Source organism: Spirosoma flavus (assembly GCF_054778555.1).
Genome location: NZ_BAAGZL010000008.1, coordinates 160,101 through 186,036, shown reverse-complemented (window position 1 = coordinate 186,036; position 25,936 = coordinate 160,101). Strand labels below are relative to the sequence as shown.

Genomic DNA, 25,936 nt, shown 5'->3' with positions numbered 1-25,936 from the left:
GTCGAAGATAAACCTTAAAGCTAGACCCGAACATGCGTAAAGAAGTTGTCTCAACGATGGATAAAGATATTATTAGTGTATCATACTTTGTTGTATAATCTGTTCTATGATAGCTAAAGTAGGAACTTTAGGCTAAATACTGTTTCTCGAAATGTTCCAGTATTGAAGCGGACACACGAAAGCTCGTTCGTCTCATGAAGGCGGGTTTTAAGCGAGATCCCTAGTTTCTTACTTGTATACTGGTTACTTCAAAGGGCAAGGGGGAAACGTTCATTGTTTCGAGTTGATCCGAAGTGAGAAAATAGCCACTGTATATCGCCAACCGAAAGTGGACAGATGCGGCCGGGCTGCCGGGGCAGTGGAAAGAGAATAGATACTTTTAAACGCTTTGTACACGCTGAAAAATATGACCACAGCGGTGGGCCGCTTTTCCGCCGTTGAGCCATCGATAACTGTTTAGTTTTTTGCCGATCAGCTAAGATTTGATCTTGGCGACCCCAGTACGCATCGGCGGGTCGTACATTATACAGCGATCTCTCCGGCGACCCGGTCATGATAACGTTGGTGCGGGGCCGCCCGCGCGGTTGTAATAATCAACCCACTCAGTTAGACGCTCCCTCAATTCATCGGGACTATAGTAGTGCTCCAGTAGCAGCAAGTTTTTCATTGACCGATGCCGCGACGGCGTACCGTTAGCGCTCAATCTTACCTTGAGTCATGGGATGAAACGGCGCACTGCGATTATGCTCAATGCTTTCCCCTTTCAAATACTCCTTTAAGTGCCGAGACACGTAAGCTGAACCATTATCCGATAGCATACGTGGTCGCTGATCGGCAGTCAAACTACTGGCCTTCAGGGCCGCTTGCATGGTTTTCTCCACGTCCGTGGCCTGCATACCGGGGCAGAGCCGCGTCGGCGGTCCGATCCCACGCTAAAATATAGCGCGACCGGGCCGCCGGTGCGGTAGTCATCCAGCACCGTTGAGAGATAATACCAACCCCAGCCTTTGATTTTGAAATACCCGGGCCGCCGGTGCGGTGAAGTCGGTCTGCCAGAGCTGGTTGGGCGCCGTAGTGGGGTTGTAGAATTGATCAGCCGCTTCCATAAGTCGATAATCTGGGGTTGTGATTAAGCCCCGACTTTTCAGGATACGATAAACCGTAGACTCGGAGACAAACCGCTCCGGCGGCCCGGCACCCTTCATTATCAACAATACAGCAGGCCAATTCCCGGCAAGACAAATCAGGCTGGTCGAAAGCTAGTTCAACAACGCGCCCTTTTTCAGCGGGTGGTAACTGGTTCCAACCACTGGTACGACGATAAGTCGGATCAGCCAAGCCATCAAAGCCGTCACTTAAATAGCGTTTGTACCACTCATAAAAGGTAGATCGATTGATACCTAACTCACGAAGGGTGGCTTTGACACTTAAAGATGACTGCTCGACCAGCGTGATGATTTCCGCGCGGCGGCCGCCATTTTCTCAGACTGAGTCATGTGATGGTAGCGATTAGTCGTCGGCTTTAAGCCGCGGTGGCGGATAACACCCGATTCTCCAGGATTAACTCGGCCACCAGTTGTTTGAGAGCCTCATTTTCGGACTTGATCGATTGTGCTTCGGGGGCGGTAGCCTCTCGGGTGGTATCACCTGCCAATCGCTTTTTGCCCGCTTCGAGAAACTCTTTGCTTTGCCGCTTCGGCTGTCCGATCCAGCGATAATAGATGTTGGTATTAAGTCCTTCCCGTCGACATATCTCGGCTACTGATTGTTCGCCTTGCAATCCTTCTAACACAATACGTATTTTTTCTTCAGCGGAGTATTGCCGCCGGGTTTGTCCCGCGCCGGCATCCGGCTGAATGTCTTTGATGATGGATAGCGCTGGTTTGCGCTCGGGGGAAGTGGCTTGGGCCGTCTTTAAACGACTAGACGGAGATTTATTGGTTGAATTGGACATAACCAAGGTGATTTAGGTGAAACAACCGGGTTGCCGGTGCGATTAACAAATTGTCTCTTCTCATTTTCACCCTATTTGTCCACTTTCATTTGACGACGTACAGTTTGTTGAATTTTGAATTTGTACTTAGTTGCTCGACAGTACATCTATAGTACATCTATTTCTAGTGGGCCCAATGATCATTGGCTATTTTCCCCCGATCTTCCCCGCTTATAGTTAAAGACACTCTGGGCGACGTAGGCCTCGGCGTCTTTTTCGGCAAAGCCGTATTCGGCGTATAAATCGGCCCGAATAAAAGCTTTGAGGTTTTCGCTATTGGTTAAAATAGCTTTTCGCTGCTGTGAGGTAAAGGATGGATAATAGGTTTGGAGCTGTTTGGCGGCGTACGAAATTAAATCGGCAATGTCGCCTTGCAGCAGCTCGTCCAGCCGCTGGCGTATCTCGGCTTTTTTGGTTTCCTTTTCCAGTTCCTCGGGGGCTGCTTTGGACTGAATGCTGAACTCAAGACCGATGACGGCCCGGCCCTGCATGATGGGCTCGTAGCTGACCTGCAGATTGGTGTGCTCATTAATTTGCCGAAGCGACAGATCAATCACGCGCGTTCGAAAGGCGGAATAACTGTTGTAGGATTTCTCCTGGGCACCGATGAGTTGACGAAGCTCCGAGAGATTTACCCGCCAAATGCCTGTGTTGCGAAACCGGGCCAAGTTAGTAAATAATAATTGGGCATACTCACTGCTTAGAATCAAAGCATCCTCGTAACCGTACTGGGCGTAGCCACTGCCTAAGTACAAAAAAACGGGAATGACCGCGTGGTACATGGTTAATTCAATGACCCCTTTTTTGGGCCAGTATTCAGCCATGGGAAACACCACTACGTTGGTGTGCTTACCGTTCTCGTCTTCGCAGCAGATGAGAGTTTTCGCATTGCCGAACATATTAATAATTGATTATCAAGGCATTATTCGAATTTGTATTTTCAAGTAAAATCGCTAAGAAACGACTTTATCTTCATTTTTGACTATCATCTGTTAGGGTAACCCCTATTTGTTAACGGCAACATGGAATATCACAACTTCTATTTATCGCCATAAATTAAACTTTTCTAATTTATTTTGTTAAAATACCACTAATAAGGAGTAAATAGGCTGTCCAATACACATTGGAAGCTTACTCAATGAATCGACTATCATCTGTTAGGAATACCTACTATTATTTGTTAGGGTAAGTAGAATCTAAAAAAAGCTACCCTTCACTTCCTTCTCCTCTCAAACGAACTATAAGTTTTTAGATAACTAACTATTATTTGTCTGGAAAGCCACTTAGACAACGATTTATACCGCCTAAACCTCGTTTTTCTATTGTCTACAGATAGTGAAGGTACTATCATCTGGCCGTTTTAGTAAAACCTTATTTGATGCTAGTACTAGTACTAGTACTAGTACTAGAAGACCAAAGTGCTCTAAATTGACGTTTGTCGATAATTATACGTTAAACTTCTCGAAGATATAAGGTAGTTATACCAAGCCTAAGTTTAATAGGATAATTCTTTAGCTCCCGATCAATTAATTTGTGATCATGTGGCACGGATTCATTAATGTACTCAGGATCAATGAAAATGATGTTTAGCCTCTCATGAACTTCATGGCCCACTCGCTCAGTGTGTTTAAGTAAATGCTCACTAGATGTTGAAGTTTTAAAGGTAGCCAGATCATCAAAGTAGCGGTAAGTACAATACCAGTAGTAATATTTATGGTGGTAATTAGAAAAGCAGCCTTGATAGACATTGGGCTCCTGCCGAATTTTACGTAGGAGATCATCGGTCTGCTGTAATTCTTTAATTTGGGCTATGCTAAGCTGTTCCATCAAAGATCGGTTTAATAGCTCATCTCGGTAATTCTTGATGTGCTGCTCTATATCTGCATGGGTGATCGCTCGCTCAATAGAATACTTGTGCTTAAAAAAGAATGAGAGAGATATAGCAGGCTTATCATAATTTATCAACTTAAGGTTTTTTAGTGGTTTACCTGGTCTGTAGTAAGCCTGATATTGCTTCATATATTGTACTGGAATGAAGTAATATTCCAATTGAGGATCTGTTGGAGGCAGGTTACTTATCTGATTAATTCCTGGAGTTAGAAAAATAGCCTGCGTTTTTAGAGCACTACGCAGTGCATGTAAAGGAGCCTCGTCACTGCGTTTGATGGGTTTTCTGGCCATTTCTTTGAATTTTACTAAAAACTAATTATTTACTTTAAAAGTAAATATAGGCGAATATTGCGATTCAATCAAGTAATTTCATTTAAATATTTATCTTTTTAATTAAAAGGTTTTAAAAACTAAAATTAAAAATCTAATTAATTTAAAAATAAATACTATATCCGTTCGTTTTCACTAATAGATAATTCTTATTTTGCTAATAAAATATATTTTTATATGTCAACTCACTAGCATATTTAACAAAAAGTTTTCAAAACAATATACATTATTTTTTCTCAAAAATGCTTTGCTAAAATATAATCCTGTTATACTAAAAAAATTTACATTTTGGAAAAAATCTAATCAACGTTATATGAGTTTGCTAAAAAAGATAAAAAATAAAACAAATGGGCTTAGTGCTTATTCCCAATACCAAGGTGAATACATTTATCCAAAATTCGATGGTCCACTAAAAAGTCGCATGGCCTTCAACGGTAAGGAGGTCATTGTTTGGAGTTTTAATGATTATTTGGGATTACAATCAGACGAGAAAGTTGTACAGGCGGAGATAGAAATAGTCAAAAAGTATGGCGCTGGCTATCCCGCTGGATCTAGACTTTTGACCGGAAATACAATCTACCACGAACAGTTAGAGTATCAAATAGGCCAACTCATTGGCAAGGAAACGCTACTTCTCAATTTTGGCTATCAGGGAATCCTATCCGTCGTCGATAGTTTAGTGGACCGTCAGGATACCATCATCTATGATCAACAGGTACACGCTAGTTTGATTGATGGTGTACGATTACATCAAGGGCCAAAATTCTCCTATCGGCACAACGACATACAACAACTTAGTAAGCTTTTATCTAAAGTAAAGCCCGGAAGTGAAGTGCTTGTACTAGTCGATGGCGTATTCAGTATGCGAGGAGATAAGGCAAACCTAACTGATATTCTAAGTCTGAAAGAGAATTATGATTTTACCCTATTAGTAGATGATGCACACGGTTTCATGACATTTGGAGAGCAGGGATCTGTTGGAAATTTGATGCCCCAAGTCGATATTTATATTAGCACATTTGCTAAAGCACTAGCGACCACCGGGGGTTTCGTAGCCGCTCAAAAAGAGTTTATCAACTATTTTAAGTACAATTTACGTTCGCAAACATTTGGCCGAACCCTCCCCGTACTTACGGTAGCCAGTGTCCTTTTCAAATTAAAGTTACTCGCTGACGAAGGGATTGAAAGACGAAATAAGCTCTGGGAAAATACTCGTCTGCTACAAGAAGGATTGAAAACGATTGGGTACGACATTGGCAATACCTGTAGTCCCATAACCCCTATCTATTTATCCTGTTCTGAAGAAAAAGCGGCAGCTTTATTAAAAGAACTGCGTTATAGGTATGGCATATTCTGTAGCCCAGTAGTGTACCCGGTTGTTCCCAGAGGAGTAATGATTCTCCGATTAATTGTGACTGCCTTACATGAGGAGAAAGACATCATCCAAACGTTGGATGCTTTCGCCAATCTACAGCAAAGGTTTGCCCTGAACGGCATACTTGAATACAATTAAAACCGTTTATAACCTCTATTGACTTCTCCCTCCTTAAAGAGCGAGCGGGAACAGTATTTCCAACAGATTTAAATTCACTAAAATTTATTAATTAATAATAAGCCCTTGATTTTTAGCCAATTACTAAAATAAATGTTTTTAGAAATATGCTTCCAAAGCCCGGAAAAACTCAGTTCTTCACTGATTATTCAACATAAACATCTGACAATCAATTAAAAAAAACTGATAATTCAACTGATGTTATGGAAAAAAGTAAAGAAAAAGACAAGCAAATTTTGATTTCGGTAGATCTGTTCGCAGAATTTGAACGGATGGCAGATAGCTACGGCCTTTCCAAAAAAGGGCTATTAGAAGCCATGATTTTTTACTTTAAGGCTACCAAAGCCGATCCTAGAAACCCCAAAGTAGACAACCCGACCGACGCTATTAAAGCGCTTGATAAACGATTGGTAGCTTTCATTCGTCAGCAGGAAAATGAGTTGCTTCGTCCTATAAGTGATGACCTGAAATTACTACTGCAACTCGTTAGTCAAGACTTACCCATGACCTTGCGCCAGTCACAAATACGTACAATCGGAGGAGCCCTAAAGCCTGAATTCCAAACGGAGAGGTTTCGGGCAGTGTACGAAGAGTTAATAAAGAAGACAAACTAATTTATCCTTTTTTCTTGATATGATAGCCAAGATAACAAATGGAGGGAAAGGGAGCTGTATTGGATTAGTACAATATCTGGAAAAAGAAGGCCAAGGTAACTGGTTCACCCATGACAAGGGAAATATTGATGCTTCTCAAGTAGTCACTAGCGTCGACGCGAACCGGAAGAACTTAGGACAACAGGATGATAAATATTATCAAGTCATCTTGAGTCCGAGCCAATCCGAATTGAATCACATGGGTAATGATCTTCACCCGTTGACGTCTTTTACCCGAGAAGCTATGCAGCAATACGCGAATCAATTTGGAAAGGGGATAAAAAGTTCAAATCTCGTTTGGTTTGCCAAGATTGAGCAAGAGCGGACATTTTCCCATACCGACAAAGCGGTACAAAAACAGCAGCGAACAGAGGGAGAAACTAAAGAAGGCCCCCAAACCCATGTACATATAATCGTCAGTCGAACGGAAGATTTATCTCGCTTTAAAGAACAAAAAGAAGCGGGTGCGATTGACCGAAAACATCCGCTTAAATTAAGTCCGGCTACCAATCATAGGGCGACTAGTCAAGGAGCCGTGCAGGGTGGATTTGATCGTTCAGCATTTAAGCAAGCAGTGGAACATCAGTTTGACCAGCAGTTTGGTTATGATCGACCATTAACCGAGACCTTTCGTTATGCGAACATATTGCAGAAAGGCAGCCAGGAAGAACGTATCGCCTTGCGTTTAGAAGCACTTAAGCAGCAGCCTAATTTTTTATTTTATGAGCAATCAAATCAACTAAAGAAACAAGCCGAACAGCAACCTATTTTGCCCCCATCAAAAAGCGATTTATCTCTTTAAGAATACTGTACTTTTTAATTTTTTAAAGCCTCAACGAATTGAACATGAGTACTGTTTTTTATATCATTATTACGTGTAGCATTGTCGGATTATTAATTTCTATTTTTCTAGGGTTATTGCAAAAAATAGGCTTAGGATTTATTGCAGATTTTGCTTTACGGTTGGTTTTTTATGACCGCAAAGCCCACTTTAATAATCACGTAATTTGGAATAAACTTTGGCTACGCTTCGGCGTACTATTTTTTGTCATGATGTTTTGTGGAATGATCGTTTCCTTTCTTTTAAAACCGATCACTCCCAAGGGGTATAACTTAACCGTTTCGTTTTACGCGGCTCTCCTATTAACCGGTGTTTATGGCTATTGGATTCAGACCGGCAAGCCTCTTTTTCGTTGGCAGGCTGAGCCAGAGCCGGTTCTTGATACTCAGCCCAGATTTACATTTTATACGCAGAGCGGTATTCTTGAGCTTTACAATATTTTTCGAGGTATTTTCATTTGCGGAGGTCCAGGCTCAGGCAAAAGTAAAAGCCTCATTGAGCCGATTATCCACCAAGCCGCAGGGGCTAATTTTACAGGGATTCTCTATGACCGGAAATTTCCAACATTAGCTAACGAAGTCGCTGGTGCTTATGAAGCCAGTAGCGTAACAACATACTTCGTGAATTTTACGGACTTGACCCGCAGCCACCGAATCAATCCCGTTAGTCATAAGATTCTAATCAATGCCAGCTACGCCCGTGAAGCCGCTTTAACTACGATTGGTAATTTAGATTATAAGGCAAGTCAAAAGCGAGACATTTGGATACAGACTGCTGAAGCTCTATTGACGGGTAGTCTCTGGTTTTTACGCAATAAATACCCTCAATTTTGTACCCTCCCTCATGCCAGCAGCCTCATCATTGAAACCCCAACCAAGATCTTACTCGAATTGCTGGGTACCGATGAAGAAGTACGGGGTCTAATCGCTCCCATTAAAAGCAGTCAGGATTCAGAAAAAACACTGGCTAGCATATTTACGACCGTTCAGAGCTACTTAGCCGTTTTAAATACACCGGAGATTTTTTGGGTTATGAGTGGGGATGAGGTACCCTTCGATTTAAACAACCCCGAAAAGCCAAGTTTTTTAGTGGTTGGAAATGATGCAGACTTGCCAGCTACATACTCTCCTTTGATTTCCCTAATTATTGCAACGGCTACTAAACGAATGAATAAACCAGACCGGGAGCCTAGTATCATCATTTTGGATGAGGCCCCTACCCTATTCATTCCTAATTTTCATGAGTTACCTGCCACTGCACGCGCTAGTAAAGTGGCCACAGTTTATGCCGTTCAGGATATATCCCAAATGGAAGGTCAATTAGGGCCACAGCAATCGGAGATGTTACTGGGTAACTTATCCAATCAGTTTTATGGCCGTTCAACTAACCCCAAGACTATACAACGGGTAACGACTTTATTTGGTAAACAGGATGTCGAATATGAAAGCTACTCATCGGGCAGAAATACAGGTGGCAGATCTTCATCCAGTAGTCAAAACATAAGCACTTCGATTCAACAACGGGAGCGTTTACCTTTGCAGGTGATTCGAGACTTACAAACGGGTCAGTTTGCGGGCATAATTGCAGAAGGGAACGTGCCTGAATGTGTCAGCCAGTTTATTGCGCCAACCTCTAAAGCTAGATCTATTGAGCCATTCATGACGGTCAGCGAAGAGGAAAAACGGGCCAATTTTCGGCAAATAAAGGAAGATGTTCGTCAAATTGTGCGGGACAATACAAAACCGAATAATTCTATTCCCCCCAGTGAACCCCGCAAACCGGATCAACCTGACGGTCCTGAACAGCCCGATGGCTGGGAGGATTTTTCTTAATGAAGCTTTTCTAATAATAGCAAAAACTTAGCCTTAGGTATTACCATGCTAAGGCTAAGTTCTTCTTAAATGTTTCAGTTCATCTTATCTTTTTTGCGTAAAGCGAGTCGGATATGATTCGGTTTGCTCGTGGCACGTATGGCATAAGGTTCGCCCATTGTTTATATCCCAAAGAGCATTACAATTTCGCGCCGACTCTACACTATTTACCTTGTTTTCCTTAACCAGTAAGGCAATACTTATAATGTGATCGGCTTCAATTACCCGCTTTCGTCCATTTCGTATCCCGCATTGCTGACAGGTGAACCGATCTCGTATAAATACAGCCCGTTTCCAGCTTTCGTACTCATCCATCCGGCGAATAAGTCGAACAAGACTGCTTACTGAAACAGCCTTGTCCAAGAATTTACTATTCATAGAATTTATTCAGCCTATATTGAATGGGACGCTATTACCTCTCTAATCATAGGGTCTAACCCTTCAATCAGGGTTTCAAGTTGGAGCGATAGCGTGCGGACTTCGTCAGCAAGTAAGCGACCATTCTGGGCGACCATATAGGGGTTTTTGGTCAGCAGGTAAATATTGCGTAGTGTCTCGATCTGGGCGTAAAAGACACCTGTAGAAACAAGCGGCAAGCTTATCACTTGCTCATAGGGGTTTGCATAGCTGTTAGAAACAGCGTTATTTTGCATCGTTTGCATTTGACTGTACAGTAAAGTGTGACGTTCGCCCCTTCGCTTCTTCCGCCAAGATGTCAGCGTTAGGGGCTTTTTATTATGTTTTGACTTAACAAATATAGTCAATCTTTGTATATATACAAAGTTATTATTTAAAAAAATACGACTATTTAAAAGCTGTTTCAAATTTAACACCAAAAGCTTCGGCAATCTTCTGTAAGGTATCAAGGGTAAGGTTTTGTTTACCTTTCTCATATAGACTAAAGGTCGATTCAGCAACGCCAACAATTTGACCAGCTTCTTTCAAAGTAAGTCCTTTTACTTTTCGAGCTTCTCTAATCTGTTGCCCTACCCGTACCTTAATATCCTCCATTCTTTGAATTGTTAACAGCAGTTCAAATATATCAACTAAATACAATCTCATTAGTGAGTTGCTTACTCATACCTCCTTTAACTAACTCAATTATTTTTGATAATCTGTTTTTTGCTCTATCTGTCAAATCGTAATCCGTTCATTTATAAACCGTCTGTTTTTAAGTAGATTGGATTGGAGTGCATTTTTTTAGGGATAAAACCTTATTATAGTTAATTTCAAAACTTTGTCTGAGAACTGCGATAGGCCTTTCAGCCATATGACCTTTCAAATTTTGGTCCTCTATTTTAAATGACCACTGAAACTCAATTAGAATATAGCTTTATTCAGAAGCTCGCCGAGTTAAAATATACTTACCGACCTGAAATACGGGACCGTGACTCGTTGGAACTTAATTTCCGGCAGAAGTTTGAAGCCCTAAACCGGGTCCACTTGACCGATGCAGAATATAGCCGCCTGCGTGTACGTTAGGTGATGCCTACGAATACCTAATTGGACAGTTTGCTGCTGGTTCAGGCTCAAAGGCAGGAGAATTTTACACCCCACAGCCGCTCTCAACAGTGCTGTCTGATGTTTATTGACAACTCTTACTTAATCTCTGTATATGTCAACACTTCTTTTCCATCAACGATGTCCATATCATACTCTTTTTGACTTAACATCCAGTTTAAATTTTCTTCAAATGAAGTATGATCAGTAAGCCCTTTTGCGCGTAAAGTATTGAATTGTTCTCTTAATACGTCCAAGTCAATAACTTCAACATTCGGGGCTTTAGTGGTGGATTTAGGTGATTGATAGACAGGCTGTTCAGCTTTCCAAGCTTTAAATTCTTGACTAAGTTGATCAGTCATCAAAGCTTTATAAATAGCTCCCGCTGATGATTTAATCCGACCGTTCTTTTTTGCCTCTTGGTAATAGTTTATGACAAATCGTAAATAGCCTTCCGTAAGTTGCTCCTGTTGAAAGCGCAACTTTATTTCATTAAGGGATTTTAAGCTTATACCTATTTCAGTTAATGTTTGTTGTGTTCCTTCCGGAAGTTTAATCTCATCTTGTGAAACAACTGCTGGGCGTAACAAATAGAAAAGTAGTGAACTTACGGCCCTGCCCTCTTTAATCTGTTCATATTCAAAGGCCATGTCTGTAATACTCAGCTCATGTTTAGCAATATCTAAAACAAAGCGTTTGAAGTCGGCAAAATTCTGATAACGTTGTTCGAGATTCAACGTTTTTTTAAGTGCTGCTAATTCCAGCTTTATTTTATCATGGTGAAAAGAAGACGATTTGAGCAGCCAATAGAGTCTGTATGAATAAAAACTCCGAAACCCTAACAGGGTTTGAATTTCGGCAACTGTGAAATTACCTTGAAGTTCTAATAGATACGGTTTTACGAAATTGTTGAATTGAGCAATAAGGTATCCTGAACCTTCTTTGTAACGGCAAGTCGCCATTAGTGGGTTACTTACAATCTCCCGTTTGCCTTGCTCATCCCTGGTTTCTACATGAATAACTCGGCTGGCTAATCGAACAACAGCTTCACGCACTTGTGAATATGCCTTCCCTCCTACTTTCTCATCCGGGTATAGTTCCGAGACAGGAATACGACACAGTACAAAATCTTTATCCTTTCTGTCAATTCTTCCCAGCAGACAAACGAACAAACGAGACTCTAGCAATGACATCTCATAACGAGCGCGTACTAAGTCGTTATGCTGGGCAACCATATTATCTTGCCGTATTTGGCGAGTCATAGCCCTCCTATCTGCTTCTAGGAACTCAGAATCGTTGCTGAACAATTCGGTTTGAGAATCGTCAGCCCTAGTATTTTTGGACATATAATATGAGTCTTATTATAAAGCTAGAAAAAGCTCCTGAGCCTACAAGCTATCCTTCAAGTTGAGGATTTTTTACAATACTACCAAGTATTGGCAGCATTGTTTTGATGAATTACGAGTAAAAGCCCGTCACTTTATGAGATACTGAATATCTGAATAAAGAATAAGGGGCTTTACTTAATTCAGGACATGATCAAGCTATAATTTTGACGGTACTTTACTCGCAATAGATTTATTATTCATTTGAATTGCGCCTAAAGGTGTTAAGAAATCGATCTTTTAACGGTAGTTTCCTCGTAATTCATTGATTATTTATAAGTATTGGCGTACTTCTACTCGCAATAGATAGTTACTTTATACTGCTGAACAGATATGATATTCAATATCTTTTAAATCACCACTTTATATAATGCTGTAGTTTGACAACCTTAGAAAAAAAAGGCTTTTCACGGTAATTTCCTCGTAAATACGGTTATTTTCTCGCAGTTAACGGTAGTTTCCTCGTAAGTACGGTAGTTTCCTCATAGTTAACGGTAGTTTCCTCGTAGTTAGACGGTAGTTTCCTCATAATTAACGGTAGTTTCCTCGTAGTTAGACGGTAGTTTCCTCATAATTAACGGTAGTTTCCTCGCAATTAACCCTTACAAATAGTTGATTTTCAGATAGTTACAGCGTCTTTAATTTAGTAATAGAATAAATATTATTAATGCTAAGCTAATTAATTTAATAGCGAGCTGTTTTGAAAAAATTCTAAAAAAAGGAGATTACAGTCAAACTTCTATTGTCTGTTAAAAACAGAAATAAAATTTCCCGTGACGGTACTTTACTCGCAATTAGACGGGCTTTTCTCTTAATTAAGGAATAGAAATTAAATTTATTAGTAAATATTCATCCCTATTATAGGTTTAGCCCATATTACTTGACAATAGCTAATATTTGTCCTAATATTAGGACAAATATTAGCTATTGGGCTTATGATCACGAACTCAGACGTACTTACGTTTTTTCATCAGAATCCAGCATTATCAGCTTCAGTCATAGAACAAGAAGCAGGTATTCCGACCACTACACTTACAAAGGCTTTAGCGGGTGGGAGGGTTCTTAATGCAAAACACTTAGGATCATTATACCCTATTCTAAAAAAATATGGTTACGTCGATTTTTCAGCCCGTAAGGCAAAAGTGATCTCAATAGCAAATCATAAAGGGGGTGTTGGTAAAACTACAACAACGTTAAACCTTGGAAAGGCTCTGTCAATTTTAGGTAATCGGGTATTGCTTATTGATTTAGACTCACAAGGCAATCTTTCTCAAGTATTAGGTGTAGAGGAGCCACAAAAGCAGGTAGTTCATTCATTATTAAAAAATGAACCGTTGCCGATTGTATCAATCAGTAACAATTTCGATTTATCACCGAGCGATTTAGAATTAGCCAATGCCGATTTGGAATTAGTCCAGGCGGTAGGAGGGGTCAATCAGCTTAAGAATGTAATTTCAGGATTACGCTCACAGTATGATTATATTCTAATAGATTGTCCTCCCGCACTTAATATATTCACCAATTCGGCTTTAGTTGCTTCTAATTCGTGCTTAATTACACTTCAGCCAGAGGCATCGGCTATGAAGGGGATTAATAACTTGTTTGAGCGCATTATGCAGGTGCGAGATCGTATCAATCATGAATTAACGGTAGAAGGTATAGTCTTGACCTTAGTCGATAGGCGATTGAATGTACATAGAGATATGCTCAACTACATTCGAGGAGGAGTATTGACTAATTTCACGATTTTTAATTCGGAGATACGGTTAAATGTAGCTCTAAAAGAATCTCAAATAGCACAGCAGGACATTTTTACTTATGCAAAAGATTCTCATGGCGCAGTCGATTACCGAAATTTGGCTTTAGAATTAACCGGGCAACGTGTTGCGTAGTATAATCAAAACCGTTCCCTTTATATTGACCTATTCATGGCAAAGAAATATCAGTTAGGCTTGGATGCAAAAACAATGATAAAAGATCAAAGTTTGCTGCGTCATGAGGACATTAAACAACATATTGTCGTTTTACCTGAGCTTGCGGCCTATATACCCCCACTGTTACCAGATGAGTATAAGCAGTTAGAGGAAAACATATTACAGAATGGTTGTCGAGAAGCACTTCTTGTCTGGGAGACAACAGGGGAGCATGTGCCGGATTTAGGAACGACAACTACGGCTTATATTCTCATTGATGGTCATAATAGATACGCTATCTGTCAGAAACACCAAATAGATTTTAAAGTCCATCTAATGAATTTCCCTTCTCTTGAGCAAGTGAAGTTCTTTATGATTGATAATCAGCTAGGTAGACGTAATTTATCCCCTGAGCAAGTGGCTTATTTACGGGGATTACGCTATTTACGCGAAAAGCAAGAGAAGGGGAAATATAGCCGAGAAGAGCAAAAAGGTCAGAATGTCCCTTTTGAAGATAATAGCACTGAAGACAAGCAGGATCTGGACAGTAAAGAGACAGTAACCCCATTGCAAACTACCGCTCAAAAACTTGGGAAACAGTTTAATGTGAGCGAAAAAACAATTAAAAGAGATAGTGTATATGCCCAAGGGTTAGAAAAGCTTGTACCTGCGTTTAAACAGGAAATTTTATCTGGTAATACTAAGGTTGATAAAGCCTTAATACAACGCCTTGGACAAACAGATTTAAACTCTAATCCAATTGGAAACGTAGTTGAACTAGAGCAAGTTTTTCAGCAAAAACAAAATAAATCTCAATCTACTGCAGCAAAGCCATCTAAAAAGAAAGTCTCGAAAGAACAACTCAAACAACAGCTTCAAGAATTGGTCAATAAGCTCAATGAAAAGAAAGCTAATGTAAATCAGATCTGTAATAATATTATTGAGTGTGCACGTAAGCTACAGGAAGAGGACAAATAACCCCAATAGGAGGGGAGAGCGTTTGAAATTATAAATACATTAATCTATTTAATAGGTTAATTTTTAAGTGCCTTACAAATTAATAAAGGGTGTTTCTTATATCAAATTGACTTATTATAGGCCTGCCATAGCCTTTACCCGAATGGGACTCCTCAACCGCCAGGTAACGGCCGTAAAAGCCGGTGACCTGTTGCGTACCCAGATCCAGCAGACGTTCATCCAGGCAGTAGATACCCACTAACTGTCCAGCCTGACGCAACTGAAAAAAACGGGGATTCAGTAAATCATGGATTTTGGTAGCCTGATTGGTGTGTTGATACCGAACGCCCTTTGTCCCATAGATGGTGCGCTTCAGTAGATCAACAGCCGCCGGATCAGCCACGTCACTGACGGTTAGCACCAGGTCATCTTTCCGGTATACTTCCTCTTCAAAAGACGTTGATTCGAATTTTTGCATAGGCTATCCTTTCTTACTATAACACAGAAACTATCAAAATTGAAGCGGGTTTCGTGCACACTTTTGTCCTGTTGGTGCACAGTTTTGTCCTGTTGGTGCAAGGCCTTCGAAAAGCGTAAATTTTCACCTTGCTTTAGGGCGTTATATAGGGTAACCCAATTGGCTATGATAACACCTCAACTTAAGACTTCTTACCGGTCGGATCGCGCGTTTATGGATGAAGAAGAAGAAAGTCTCTCCCTGAGTTATGTATTGTTTATGGAAGACGGCAATGGACAAGAGTTATTTCTAAATGAAGAGAAAAAATTGACACGGTTAGCTGAAGATCCTTTAGCTAAGCCATTTCAGGTGGTGACTATATTCCAGGTATATGAACACTTGAATGCACTGCGTCGAGCGTACCCCAGTGTCTGTCGGTTTTTCGCACTAGAGTACGCTGAGTTTGAAACCAGACGAACGAATTTACCCGCTAGTTGATGAGTATTAAGCCCAATTAGCCTCATGCGAATCGCTTCATTTGACATCTGATAAAGTCTGATCAAACACATTAATGAGCTTTCATTCTATCTTGACGATCCTATATATTCAGGATTTAGTAGGCCTGGACCCAATTAAATCGGAGGTTTTCGTGGACGATTTTGATTGCTGATTACGACTAGTTCAATTAATGTTGATAACCAACCTTTTTGTGATTGATAAAGGCTGAACTAGTTTATACGATTCTCAAATATACGTTACACCATAAAGTCAATAACGAACCTCACTATTGGCGCAATAAATCGAATAAAGCAAAATTAATTAATAGCGTTTCCTTCCACTTCTTTTCGGCTCGTAGCACACCCAGCTCTTCTAAACTTCGTAAATATTTCGACGCTGTTCGTCAGTCGATCTGCAGGCGATCAACCAGGCATTCTATCTTACTAGACAGGTATTCGAACAAGACCTCGATTAACTCTTTGCTATACACCTTAGGAGCCTGGTTTCGCACCTGTTCAATCGTCTGGTCAAAAAGTTCTTGAATTTAGGAAGATTGGATCCTATTCATCTAACAAGCCGTGGGCTCAACGGCTTGTTAGATGAATAGGATCCAATCTTCCCAGTTTTGCTGGGTGCGCACGGCCTGTAAAAACCGATAATAGTCCGCTTGTGCGCAATGATGTAGCCACTTAGGTACAGAATGGGTTCACCTAATAAATCGTGAAGGAGTAGATAAAGCACATTGATAATGCGTCTAGTACGCCCATTACCATCGTAAAAGGGATGAATGCACTCAAATTGGTAATGCTGAATGGCCAATTTTATGAGTACAGAAATGTCGTCGGACTCATTACTATTTAGACATACCTCTAGATTATGCATTAACTCATTGAGCACAGGGGATCATCAGGGGGCATGTAAATAACTTGGTTCGTACGATCATTCCGTAGACTCGTACCGGGAAGCCGACGGATGCCCGCCTGGTTTTGCCCCAGTTCCTGCTGATTCTGAAGGATTCCATTGTGCTTAAAAATCCTTTATGTTTAATAAAGTGATACTCCATGTAGAGGGCTTGTCGATAGCGCAGTACTTCTTTGTTGGCTGTATCAATATCTTGTCCTCTGACGGTTAATGCCCTATAGCGTTTGTCATAGTTGGTAATGATGTTTTAAATTTCAGAGGACACCTTCGCTTCTTTTAAGACCAACGCATTGATTAAGATGGCAGGGTTGGGCATTAATCGGCTTAAGCCTTTTAGTTCAGCCAGTGCCGAAGCGGCTCGGCTTTCCTGGCGTAGGATCGATATAGTTTCGACAAGTTCTCGAGCAGGGGGTAACAGGGACAAATTAAAATAAGGCGGCTCGGCTTTAAATCCAGTCATGTGTAAATATGAACAAAAAACGTACACGACAGCAGTATTATGTACATTTCATGCACATGGTTGCTTTTATAGTTCTAGATAAGTTATTCCTGATTCAGATCTTTATGTTTATTAATGAGCTGAACCATATGACAAGGTTTTTTTAAAGTTAAAGGCCTACCTTAACAGTCATTCAGGACTAATAATTGCATCTTTCACATTGACACGTAGCCTATTATCAGTCAAATAAATACAGTAATTTTATCCTATTTGAATTACCAGGTGGTCACCAAATAACACTTTAGGGTATATTTATTCTTCGCCGGTAATGGGTAGGGGTGTGCTGATAATACCGCTTGAATAACTTATTTAGATGACAGACGTCAGAAAAACCGAATTCATGGGCGATCTGCGAGATGGTCATGGTGCTTAGGCTCAACCGTGTTTCAACCTGTTTGAGTTTGTAGCGGATGATGTATTGCTGAATGGATTCGCCCAGCTGTTGCTTAAACAGTGCCCCTAAGTGGCTTGCCGAATAATTGAAAACATCCGCCAGTTTATCCAGACGTAACAAATCGGGCTCTGTTATGTGCTGGCCGATATACGCTACGATCCGTTGACTAAACGCCGAAGGTGTCGTTGACCACGCAGGTACGTCAAATGGATGCTGAACGAGATGACGATCCACTAAATTTAGAATCGTCTTCATCAGCGATTCGACGACTGGATTAGCCAGTAACGAGCAAAGACGTTGCTGCTCCGCTATTAAAATCTCGACCAATACCAGCAGATTTCGTTGATCAGCTGAATTGGCGATAACAGTTCCTGATAATTGGATGCCATACTCACTAACATGGGGCCATAAATGGGCGTTCGTTACCATCAGACTAGCTATATAGGATTTCGTAAACGATAGGCAGTAAAAGCTGGTCTTTTGGGAAATCTTGAAGTAGTAAGTATCGGAAGGACTTAGGAAAAATACATTGCCGGTCTGGTAAGCGAACCGATTCCCATTAATGATACACTCACCTATGCCTTTCTGAATAAGTACTAGTTGGTAATGAGTAGGTCTTTGAAGGGACGTAGACCAATGGACTGTTTCAAACTGTTCGACAAGTAACGGTTCGTGTTGGCTAGCGTGTTTCATAGCTAATAGAGTTTTACAAGAGGTGGGCTCGTTTGATACAATCTCTATCGCCAACACAATGCCAATACGTCAAATAGATAGATTTTTTATATCAATCCTTTGAATTTGAAAGTGTTATAAAATATAGCTGTTCTGAAAAAACCTCCAAAATAATAGAGCCTCCAATATATTGGAGATCGGTAATGGAGTGGCTAGTACGTTGTACCTTTACACATCATCAACTTAGTTAGTTTGATATGGCCTATCCTGGTGAACTAACTCGGCTGCCTTCGCTGCTCGTAGTGGAAGATGAGTTTCTGATTGCGCACGACCTTCGGCGTATCCTCACAAAAGCAGGTTACCAGGTTATTGGCCTGGCCGGATCGGTGGATGAAGCCAAAGCAACCGTAGTCGATCAAACGCCGGATATTGTGCTGTTAGACATTTTTCTGGACGGTGATGAAACCGGAATCGATCTGGCCCACTGGCTGAATGAAGAATCGATTCCCTTCGTTTTTCTATCCGCCAACCTGACCGATAACCTGCTGGAAGCGGCTAAACTTACCCAACCGTTTGGCTTTCTGACGAAGCCATTTCGGGAGAAAGATGTGCTGACGACACTGGAAATAGCCCGTTACCGGCATGCGCACAGCGAAGAGGCTAAACTTCGTCAGCAGCAGGCGATTCAGATTGCAGTTAACAACGCCATTGTAACGATTCAGGATCGAGAGCAATTGTGTCTGGCCATTGCCCACCAAATTAACCAACTCGTGCCTTTTTCCTTCCTCAACCTACGCATTGGCCTGCCTGATGAATCATCGTTTTACTGGTTGATGCTGGAAAAAAACGAGGCCAATACGTTTGGTCGGGTGAATTTGGCTGCCTTGTTACGTAGCGAAGCCGATACGCAATTGCTCGATAAGCTAGACCGTGAAGCACCGGATCGGCTAGGAGAGCAAATGGGCGTATTCATCGGCGAAGCGTTTGACCAACTCTGCGACAGCTACGTAACGGCGCGCTCCTGCCGGGATAATTTTGGGGTTCGCTCAATCATGCTGTTTCCCATTCAGCTCAAGCGCAACTCCCTGACGACGATCATTTTATCCAGTACGCTGGCGGATGGATTTACCCAGAAAGATTATCAGGCGGTTAGTTTGATTACACCCCAGATTGCCCTGGCGCTGGATAATTTGCTGGCGTATGAAGAACTAGAGGCCCGCCGACAAGTAAAAGCCATTGAGTTAACGATTGTGAATGCCTTCCGATATGGCCGTGATTTAGGGACAATTTTAGCGCAGGTGGCCAGCAGTATTAACGAACTGATGCCCGTCGATCTGGCGGCAATTTTTCAAGTTGGTCGATCGCCAGAAACCGGTACGTTCGATAGTTTGGTGCATAAGGAGGCTGGTTCTTTTGTGCCACTGCCTGAACAGGATTTATTTCGTCAGTATGGAATTCAGCAGGCCGACTGGAAACAGGCCCTGGCCGATATGCGCTCTTGGCTGATTAAACCAACGCTCAGTGTGGGTTGCCAGTTTACCGACGTAGCATCCGACAACGTAGTGAATGATTTATACCGAAAACTGGGTTTACAGTCGGCTATATACGTCCCGATTTTTAGTAAAGATCAGCCGATGGCGTCGCTGGTGTTGGCTAGCCGGGCGCCGTATGCGTTTACCTACAAGGACCTCAGTACGTTACAGGATATCAGCATTCAGTTGGGACTGGCGCTGGAAAACCTGCTTGCCTTCGAGCAGATCAAAACCTTGAGTGAGCAGCTCGAACTTGAAAAAACGTACCTGACCGAAGAAATCAAAACCAGCCATAATTTCGAGGAGATTATTGGTGTTAGCTCCGCTTTGCAAACCGTCTTTAAAAACATTGGTCAGGTGGCTCCAACCGATTCGACGGTACTGATTCTAGGCGAAACCGGAACTGGTAAGGAACTCGTTGCCAGAGCCATCCATAATTTGTCGTCTCGCAAAGGCCGAGCGGTTGTCAAAGTGAACTGTGCCGCTTTGCCCGCCCAACTTATTGAATCCGAATTGTTTGGGCACGAACGGGGCAGCTTTACCGGAGCGACCGACAAACGAATTGGCAAGTTTGAACTGGCCAATGGCGGTACGTTGTTTCTGGACGAAGTCGGCGAATTACCGCTTGAACTACAGGCTAAACTGCTGCGGGCGATTCAGGAAAAAGAAATCGAGCGCTTGGGTGGGAAAGGTCCTATCCAGATCGACACCCGAATCATTGCGGCCACCAACCGGAACCTACAGCAGGAAGTGGCCGATGGTCGATTTCGTTCCGATCTATATTACCGGCTAGCTGTATTTCCGATTGTGGTGCCGCCCCTCCGTGAGCGACCCGACGATATCCGCCCGCTGGCGATGCATTTTCTCCGACGTATCAGCAAGAAATTGGGCAAACCCCTGACCAGCATCGCCAATGCCTCGCTTCAACAATTGCTGACGTATCCCTGGCCGGGCAATATTCGGGAACTGGAGCACGTACTGGAACGAGCGGCCATTCTGTCGCCAACGGCTACGCTAGAACTAGCCGAACCGCTGCGGGCCAGTTCGTTGATAAGTTCAACGCATGCAACCAGCCAAGCCATAGAGGAGGTGCAGCCTATTGACGAAACCATGCGGGCGGCCATTCTGATGGCTCTGGCTAAATCAGGGAATCGGATTCGGGGTAGCGGTGGGGCGGCTGAATTGCTCAATCTAAAACCGACAACGCTGGAAGCCCGGATGAAAAAGCTAAATATCAGCGGGTACTTAAAAAGCACCAAGTACTGAGCACACAGGATTAGAGCAGAATCAGTAACAGGAACCACTATATATACTGAAGAATCCTCGATTTATACCGTTCCTCCTCGTCATCAGCCGGTAAGTTTGCGATACGCTGCTGCGCTAACCACTACTTGTTTTTCAATCCGGATGCACCCACTGGAAACCGTTATTTTACTACTCATTTTTGTAATCGGGCTGGCGCTCTTATCGCGTCGGCTCCATCTGGTTTTCCCGATCCTGCTAACCGTTGGTGGGCTATGCATTGGCTTTATTCCGGGCTTACCCAGCGTGTCGTTGGAGCCGTCGATCGTGCTGCTGGTATTTCTACCGCCGGTGCTGTACAGTGCCGCCTGGTATACCAACTGGAGCGACTTCCGCCGGAATCTAGAACCCATCGTGGTGTTGGCGTTAGCTCTGGTGCTGGCTACCAGCGTGGGCATAGCGTTGGTGGCTCATGCGCTGATTCCAGGTTTTACGCTGTCGATGGGACTATTGCTCGGCGCCATCGTCTCGCCCTCCGATGCCGTAGCGGCCACGTCGGTGATGAAGACGCTCGCTGTCCCCCGACGAATTATGACCATTCTGGAAGGCGAAAGTCTGGTCAATGACGCGACGGCGCTGGTGCTTTTCCAACTGGCGTTGGCAACTATGGATACGGGCGCTTTTTCGTTCAGCGATTCGCTGCTGCATTTTCTGGTATTGGCTGGGGGTGGGGTAGGGGTTGGCCTGGCCGTCGGCTATGTGTCGTTCTGGTTGCACAAATACGGTCGGCTCGAACCCGCTTTAGAAACGGTATTAACGTTTGTGACGGCTTATTCGGCTTATTTGGCGGCCGAAAAACTCCACCTCAGTGGTGTGTTGAGCGTCGTCACAACGGGACTTCTGATTGGTCACAAGCAATCACGGGTACATAGTCCGGTGGTACGGATGCAGGCAGTGGCTGTCTGGGATTTTGTTATCGTCTTGCTTAACGGCCTGATTTTCATTCTGATTGGTTTACAGCTGCCTCATGTAGTAACCGCGATCAAGGGGCAGTCATTAAGTCAACTAGTTGGTTTTGGGTTGATTATTAGTGTAACGGCGATTCTGATCCGCTTTCTGTTCATTTTCCTGGCCGATACCCTATCAAATCAGTTCCGCCGTCTTATCCACCTGTTGCCTGTATTCCCGTCGCGTAAGCATACAACCCTGCTGGCTTATGTCAGCATGCGGGGGATTGTGTCGCTGGCCGCTGCGCTATCTATTCCGGAGCAGTTACCAAATGGGCTTCCATGTCCGGGTCGGAACCTGATTCTGTTCATTACATTCTGCGTGATTCTATTTACGCTGGTCGGGCAGGGGATAGCGCTTCCCGCGGTCATCCGGGTCTTACAATTTGGTCAGCAGCCTACTGACTATCTTTCCCGACACGAAATACGGCAACGACTGTCGAAGCGGGCTTTGGCCGGTGTGAATCAACTTGTCAGCCGTGAAGCACTTACTGGAAATGTGGTGAAGGAAATCATTGCCCGTCATCAGGCTCATGTTAATGAACTGGAACAGAGCGAGTCGACTACGGCGCTTAACCAGCACAAGCTAGGTCAAAAACTGAAGCTGGTCGCGATTCAGTCGCAGCGGGACGAATTGTTAGCGCTTCGGGATAACCAACAAATTGATATCGAACTGTTTCATGAGCTGGAAAACGAACTGGATCGGGAAGAAATCCAACTGCAAAACACAGATGTGTAAACAGGTACTCAAAACCGTTCAGGTTAGGCCCTTTCCGATTTTTTGACCGAACTAAATTCCAACTGGATGTGTACGCCTTGGTTCTGACTAATCTGTAGCTTACCCCCAATTTGTTGACTAAGCCCTCGAATCATCGTTAAGCCCAACGTATCACTATTTTCAACATACAAGCCGGCTGGCAGCCCAACCCCGTCATCGCTGATTATCAATCGACAGAGCTGATCATTGAGCGGCTGAAGCTTGATTTGAATCGTACCCGAATGATGTGTTGAATCGGCTTTTTGAGGAAAAGCGTACTTAAGCGCATTCGTGAAGGCTTCATTGATAATTAACCCGATGGGCGTGGCCAGGTTAACGCCAAGTTGTATCGGAGCTACCTCTAAAACGACCTGTACCGAGTTGAGCGGACTGAACGATTCCCTTAAATAGTCGACAATCTCGTCGATGAACTCGGCCATATTCACCTGATCTAGCTTGTCTGACTGATACAATTTCTGATGAATCAGGGCCATGGCCTGTACCCGGTTCTGGCTGTCTTTAATAGCCGCCAGCGCCGTCGGATCGTGCAGAAAATCAGACTGTGTGTTGAGTAAGCTTGCAATCACCTGCAAATTATTTTTCACCCGGTGGTGAATCTCCCGGAGCATCCATTCCTTTTCGTCCAGCATCCTTTCTTTTTCGCCTAGCACCTGCTCCAGCGAGCTATTTTTCTGATTGATCTCCGCCTGCTTGGCTTGCAGGAGCTGATTATTTCGCTGTTTGAGTCGGTACCGATTATAGCTGACTCCCAGTAAGCTGGCTAACAGAACCGCTCCCGCAATGATCCCGTTGCGCGTCGTTTTTTCGTGCGCCAGTTCGATTTGCTGGAGCCTACTTTGTTTACGTAGCAAGGTTATATCCTGCTCTTTTTGCCGGGTGTCGTAGTTGATTTGCAGGCTGGCAATCTGCTTACTTTTCGTCTCGTTAAAAAGCGAATCATTCAGGATTTTGTTCATCCGAAAATGACGAATAGCCTCCACATAATTTCCCTGCGCCGAATCCACTTTAAATAAAAGCAGATGAATATCTTTTATGGTCGACAGCGAATTTTTCTGCGGAGAAAAACTAAGCGCTTTTTCCAGGTGATAGCCCGCTTTCTTGAAGTCTTTCTGTTCAAAATAAAAGGTGCCGATATCCTGCTCGGCCTGCTGAGAGGCTTCAAAATCGAGACCATTTTTGGCATACCAGGCCAGCGTTTCTTTGTAATACTGTTCGGCCAAACGCGGGTTATGCAACGCATCGTAACAGTACGCTAAATTCTGAGCAACGCAGGCTTTTTGAATGACGGTATTGGTCGGAATTTCCTGAACCAGATTTTTAATCAACTGAAGCGCTTCTTTCGGTTTTTTCTGCGCAATCAAGTCTTTCGCAATAAAACCCGCGGTATTAAACAGCGCAAAGTTGGGTAACTTTTCTTGTCGCCATTTGGCGAGCGATTTTTTATGCCATTCGATGGCTTTCCGGTGGTTGCCAGTCTCATCATAAATTCGCCCCAAATCGCCGTAAAAGGCGGCTGCCGAAACCGTATCCCCCGTTTTGTGCATACTGTCAATGCACAATAAAGCGTAGCGCAACCCTTTTTCATAATCGCCTTTCAACGTACCGACGCTGGACAGCGAGTTGTAGGTATAATGCAGATTGGAATAGCCGATTGATTTATAGCGCTTTACTACGTGCAGCAACGTTGCTTCGGCGCTATCTAATTTACCTTCGTACAAGTACGTATCCCCGATTTCTTTTAGGGCGAGAATTTCTTTCTCTGGATTACGTAACGTTTTATAAAGAGCGGCTGCCTGACGAAAATTGGCAAAAACAGGTCGGTAATCGGAATCAACATTTCTTAGCCAGATACCCAGTCGGAAGCGGGTATTCGCTTCCCCCATCCGATCGCCTTTCTGCTGGCAATCGCGAATCAACTGCGCAAACCGCGCTCGCCCAAGTTGATTATTGCCGCCTTCCATATCGGCGATCACCAGCATGCTTTCGGCATCATGTTGCCAGGTGACCAGATGCAGGGAATCACTTAATTTTTTGGCCTTGAGTAAATACGTTCGACCGCTGTCTAAATCGATTTTAGATTCACCCGGTTTGTAGATATGAAACTTGCCTAATTCGAGTAAAATAGCGAGTCTGTTTTCATTGGGCAGGCTGGTTCGTAATTGGCTGAGTAAACGGTTAACCTGCTGCCGGTTTATGGGTTGCCCATCAGCTAGTAAAGCTTGGAGACCTATGGCCAAAAAAAGAAGTAGTCGCTTACCAGGGCAAGCACGCACCAAGCTGGCTAACCATCGGTCAATGAACCTGTTCCTCCCTGGCGGCATACTCTTTAGGTTTTACAGAAACACGCCTACCGTTAGTAAGCCAGCACAAATCGGCGGAATAGGAACGTGTTATACAAATATAGGCTTAACCCTGTTTTTATTGCCCGACCCAGGTACGTTCACTCAGGATGCATACAGCCATTTGGCTACCAGCCGAACGTAGCGGGGCATAATCACAAATGTCATTAGCGCAACGATGATCGAACTGGTTAGAAAACTTTTGAGCAATGGAACCGCCAGAAAAGGTAGTAACTGAACCACTGGGGCGAGTAGTTGCGGAATGAAATAGGAGAGCGGAAAAATAGCGGATAGCGTCACTAAAAACTGCTTGTAAGGCGGGGCCTTTTTTGGGGTTTGTGGCGGAGTAAACCAGAATTCAAGCCCGGTCTTTATATCGATTTTTTCCTCTTCGTTCAGCAGAGGCCGTACTCTCTCGATCATGCGCTTGCGGGTGGTTGAGTCAAGCCAGTTGCGCAGATTTGTTTCCGAATCAAAGTGCAGCACAATGGTATATTCGTCACTTTGCCCGTGTGGTCGGATTACGTTGACACCCCGATGACCAGCGGCCTCCTGAGCGAGCGGCACAATTTCGGTTAGCCAGTTTTCATACGCCTGAACCTGCTGTTTGAAGGGACGCTGAACGATGGTAGTCGTAACGGCACTATCGGCTTTGATGGGAATACCCGCTGACATACTACGCGTTGTTTATGGCTCAATATGCCAAATTGCG

General features: G+C 43.3%; 21 protein-coding genes and 3 pseudogenes. 10 read left to right on the top strand and 14 right to left on the bottom strand.

Annotated elements, in window-relative coordinates; genetic code table 11:
* Positions 1-431 precede the first annotated feature (431 nt).
* The 3 genes and pseudogenes from ACYVF1_RS29400 to ACYVF1_RS29390 form a co-directional block, all read right to left on the bottom strand.
* A pseudogene (locus ACYVF1_RS29400) lies at positions 432-1,954 on the bottom strand (IS3 family transposase); the annotation flags it as partial.
* A 179-nt stretch (positions 1,955-2,133) separates the two neighbouring features.
* The gene (locus ACYVF1_RS29395) at positions 2,134-2,892 is read right to left on the bottom strand and encodes a RepB family plasmid replication initiator protein (protein WP_461085771.1); all 759 of its coding nucleotides are present in this window, start codon (positions 2,890-2,892) and stop codon (positions 2,134-2,136) included.
* Between the two features lie 553 nt (positions 2,893-3,445).
* Positions 3,446-4,174, bottom strand: a complete 729-nt coding sequence (locus ACYVF1_RS29390; protein WP_461085768.1) for a hypothetical protein — start codon at positions 4,172-4,174, stop codon at positions 3,446-3,448.
* A 286-nt stretch (positions 4,175-4,460) separates the two neighbouring features.
* Here ACYVF1_RS29390 and ACYVF1_RS29385 point away from each other — a divergent pair, with 286 nt between their 5' ends.
* The 4 genes from ACYVF1_RS29385 to ACYVF1_RS29370 all read left to right on the top strand — a co-directional run bounded on the left by ACYVF1_RS29385 (position 4,461) and on the right by ACYVF1_RS29370 (position 9,091).
* Complete coding sequence (locus tag ACYVF1_RS29385) at positions 4,461-5,726, top strand: aminotransferase class I/II-fold pyridoxal phosphate-dependent enzyme (RefSeq protein ID WP_461085766.1); 1,266 nt, start codon at positions 4,461-4,463, stop codon at positions 5,724-5,726.
* 242 nt (positions 5,727-5,968) lie between these two features.
* Positions 5,969-6,379, top strand: coding sequence for a BfmA/BtgA family mobilization protein (locus ACYVF1_RS29380; RefSeq protein ID WP_461085764.1), 411 nt, complete (start codon positions 5,969-5,971; stop codon positions 6,377-6,379).
* 19 nt (positions 6,380-6,398) lie between these two features.
* Positions 6,399-7,220: a DUF5712 family protein gene (locus ACYVF1_RS29375; protein ID WP_461085762.1), complete on the top strand. Its 822-nt coding sequence runs from the start codon at positions 6,399-6,401 to the stop codon at positions 7,218-7,220.
* Between the two features lie 44 nt (positions 7,221-7,264).
* Positions 7,265-9,091 carry a type IV secretory system conjugative DNA transfer family protein gene (locus ACYVF1_RS29370; protein ID WP_461085760.1) on the top strand — a complete coding sequence of 609 codons (1,827 nt, stop codon included), beginning with the start codon at positions 7,265-7,267 and terminating at the stop codon, positions 9,089-9,091.
* Between the two features lie 84 nt (positions 9,092-9,175).
* On the opposite strand, the gene ACYVF1_RS29365 is transcribed toward ACYVF1_RS29370, so the two are convergent.
* The 3 genes from ACYVF1_RS29365 to ACYVF1_RS29355 form a co-directional block, all read right to left on the bottom strand.
* Complete coding sequence (locus ACYVF1_RS29365; RefSeq protein WP_461085758.1) at positions 9,176-9,508, bottom strand: HNH endonuclease; 333 nt, start codon at positions 9,506-9,508, stop codon at positions 9,176-9,178.
* Between the two features lie 14 nt (positions 9,509-9,522).
* Positions 9,523-9,792, bottom strand: coding sequence for a hypothetical protein (locus ACYVF1_RS29360; protein WP_461085756.1), 270 nt, complete (start codon positions 9,790-9,792; stop codon positions 9,523-9,525).
* A 142-nt stretch (positions 9,793-9,934) separates the two neighbouring features.
* Positions 9,935-10,192 carry a helix-turn-helix domain-containing protein gene (locus ACYVF1_RS29355; RefSeq protein WP_461085754.1) on the bottom strand — a complete coding sequence of 86 codons (258 nt, stop codon included), beginning with the start codon at positions 10,190-10,192 and terminating at the stop codon, positions 9,935-9,937.
* A 416-nt stretch (positions 10,193-10,608) separates the two neighbouring features.
* On the opposite strand from ACYVF1_RS29355, the pseudogene ACYVF1_RS29350 reads away from it, so the two are divergent.
* Positions 10,609-10,716: pseudogene (locus ACYVF1_RS29350) on the top strand (N-6 DNA methylase); the annotation flags it as partial.
* Between the two features lie 12 nt (positions 10,717-10,728).
* Here ACYVF1_RS29350 and ACYVF1_RS29345 read toward each other — a convergent pair.
* Positions 10,729-11,976: a replication initiation protein gene (locus ACYVF1_RS29345; protein WP_461085752.1), complete on the bottom strand. Its 1,248-nt coding sequence runs from the start codon at positions 11,974-11,976 to the stop codon at positions 10,729-10,731.
* Positions 11,977-12,950: 974 nt separating this feature from the next.
* Here ACYVF1_RS29345 and ACYVF1_RS29340 point away from each other — a divergent pair.
* Positions 12,951-13,907 (top strand): ParA family protein, encoded by a 957-nt coding sequence (locus ACYVF1_RS29340; RefSeq protein ID WP_461085750.1) that lies wholly within the window; start codon positions 12,951-12,953, stop codon positions 13,905-13,907.
* A gap of 36 nt (positions 13,908-13,943) precedes the next feature.
* Positions 13,944-14,906 (top strand): ParB N-terminal domain-containing protein, encoded by a 963-nt coding sequence (locus ACYVF1_RS29335; RefSeq protein ID WP_461085748.1) that lies wholly within the window; start codon positions 13,944-13,946, stop codon positions 14,904-14,906.
* A 79-nt stretch (positions 14,907-14,985) separates the two neighbouring features.
* Here ACYVF1_RS29335 and ACYVF1_RS29330 read toward each other — a convergent pair whose 3' ends face one another.
* The gene (locus tag ACYVF1_RS29330) at positions 14,986-15,363 is read right to left on the bottom strand and encodes a hypothetical protein (protein ID WP_461085746.1); all 378 of its coding nucleotides are present in this window, start codon (positions 15,361-15,363) and stop codon (positions 14,986-14,988) included.
* 165 nt (positions 15,364-15,528) lie between these two features.
* Here ACYVF1_RS29330 and ACYVF1_RS29325 point away from each other — a divergent pair, with 165 nt between their 5' ends.
* A complete protein-coding gene (locus tag ACYVF1_RS29325; RefSeq protein ID WP_461085745.1) occupies positions 15,529-15,840 on the top strand; it encodes a hypothetical protein in 312 nt (103 codons plus the stop codon).
* Between the two features lie 286 nt (positions 15,841-16,126).
* On the opposite strand, the pseudogene ACYVF1_RS29320 reads toward ACYVF1_RS29325, so the two are convergent.
* The 4 genes and pseudogenes from ACYVF1_RS29320 to ACYVF1_RS29305 form a co-directional block, all read right to left on the bottom strand.
* Positions 16,127-16,384 (bottom strand): annotated as a pseudogene (locus tag ACYVF1_RS29320) (hypothetical protein).
* Between the two features lie 20 nt (positions 16,385-16,404).
* A complete protein-coding gene (locus ACYVF1_RS29315) occupies positions 16,405-16,722 on the bottom strand; it encodes a Fic family protein (RefSeq protein WP_461085743.1) in 318 nt (105 codons plus the stop codon).
* A gap of 286 nt (positions 16,723-17,008) precedes the next feature.
* On the bottom strand, positions 17,009-17,221 hold the full coding sequence (locus ACYVF1_RS29310) for a Fic/DOC family N-terminal domain-containing protein (protein WP_461085741.1): 213 nt from the start codon (positions 17,219-17,221) through the stop codon (positions 17,009-17,011).
* Between the two features lie 280 nt (positions 17,222-17,501).
* A complete protein-coding gene (locus tag ACYVF1_RS29305) occupies positions 17,502-18,347 on the bottom strand; it encodes a helix-turn-helix domain-containing protein (RefSeq protein ID WP_461085739.1) in 846 nt (281 codons plus the stop codon).
* A gap of 236 nt (positions 18,348-18,583) precedes the next feature.
* Here ACYVF1_RS29305 and ACYVF1_RS29300 point away from each other — a divergent pair, with 236 nt between their 5' ends.
* Positions 18,584-21,124, top strand: a complete 2,541-nt coding sequence (locus ACYVF1_RS29300) for a sigma 54-interacting transcriptional regulator (protein WP_461085737.1) — start codon at positions 18,584-18,586, stop codon at positions 21,122-21,124.
* 96 nt (positions 21,125-21,220) lie between these two features.
* Positions 21,221-22,846 carry a Na+/H+ antiporter gene (locus tag ACYVF1_RS29295; protein ID WP_461085735.1) on the top strand — a complete coding sequence of 542 codons (1,626 nt, stop codon included), beginning with the start codon at positions 21,221-21,223 and terminating at the stop codon, positions 22,844-22,846.
* A 23-nt stretch (positions 22,847-22,869) separates the two neighbouring features.
* Here the strand turns inward: ACYVF1_RS29295 and ACYVF1_RS29290 are convergent, their stop codons facing one another.
* Together ACYVF1_RS29290 and ACYVF1_RS29285 are read right to left on the bottom strand one after the other, a co-directional pair.
* Positions 22,870-25,122, bottom strand: a complete 2,253-nt coding sequence (locus ACYVF1_RS29290) for a tetratricopeptide repeat-containing sensor histidine kinase (protein WP_461085733.1) — start codon at positions 25,120-25,122, stop codon at positions 22,870-22,872.
* A gap of 207 nt (positions 25,123-25,329) precedes the next feature.
* On the bottom strand, positions 25,330-25,899 hold the full coding sequence (locus ACYVF1_RS29285; RefSeq protein WP_461085731.1) for an antibiotic biosynthesis monooxygenase: 570 nt from the start codon (positions 25,897-25,899) through the stop codon (positions 25,330-25,332).
* Between the last annotated feature and the right edge of the window lie 37 nt (positions 25,900-25,936).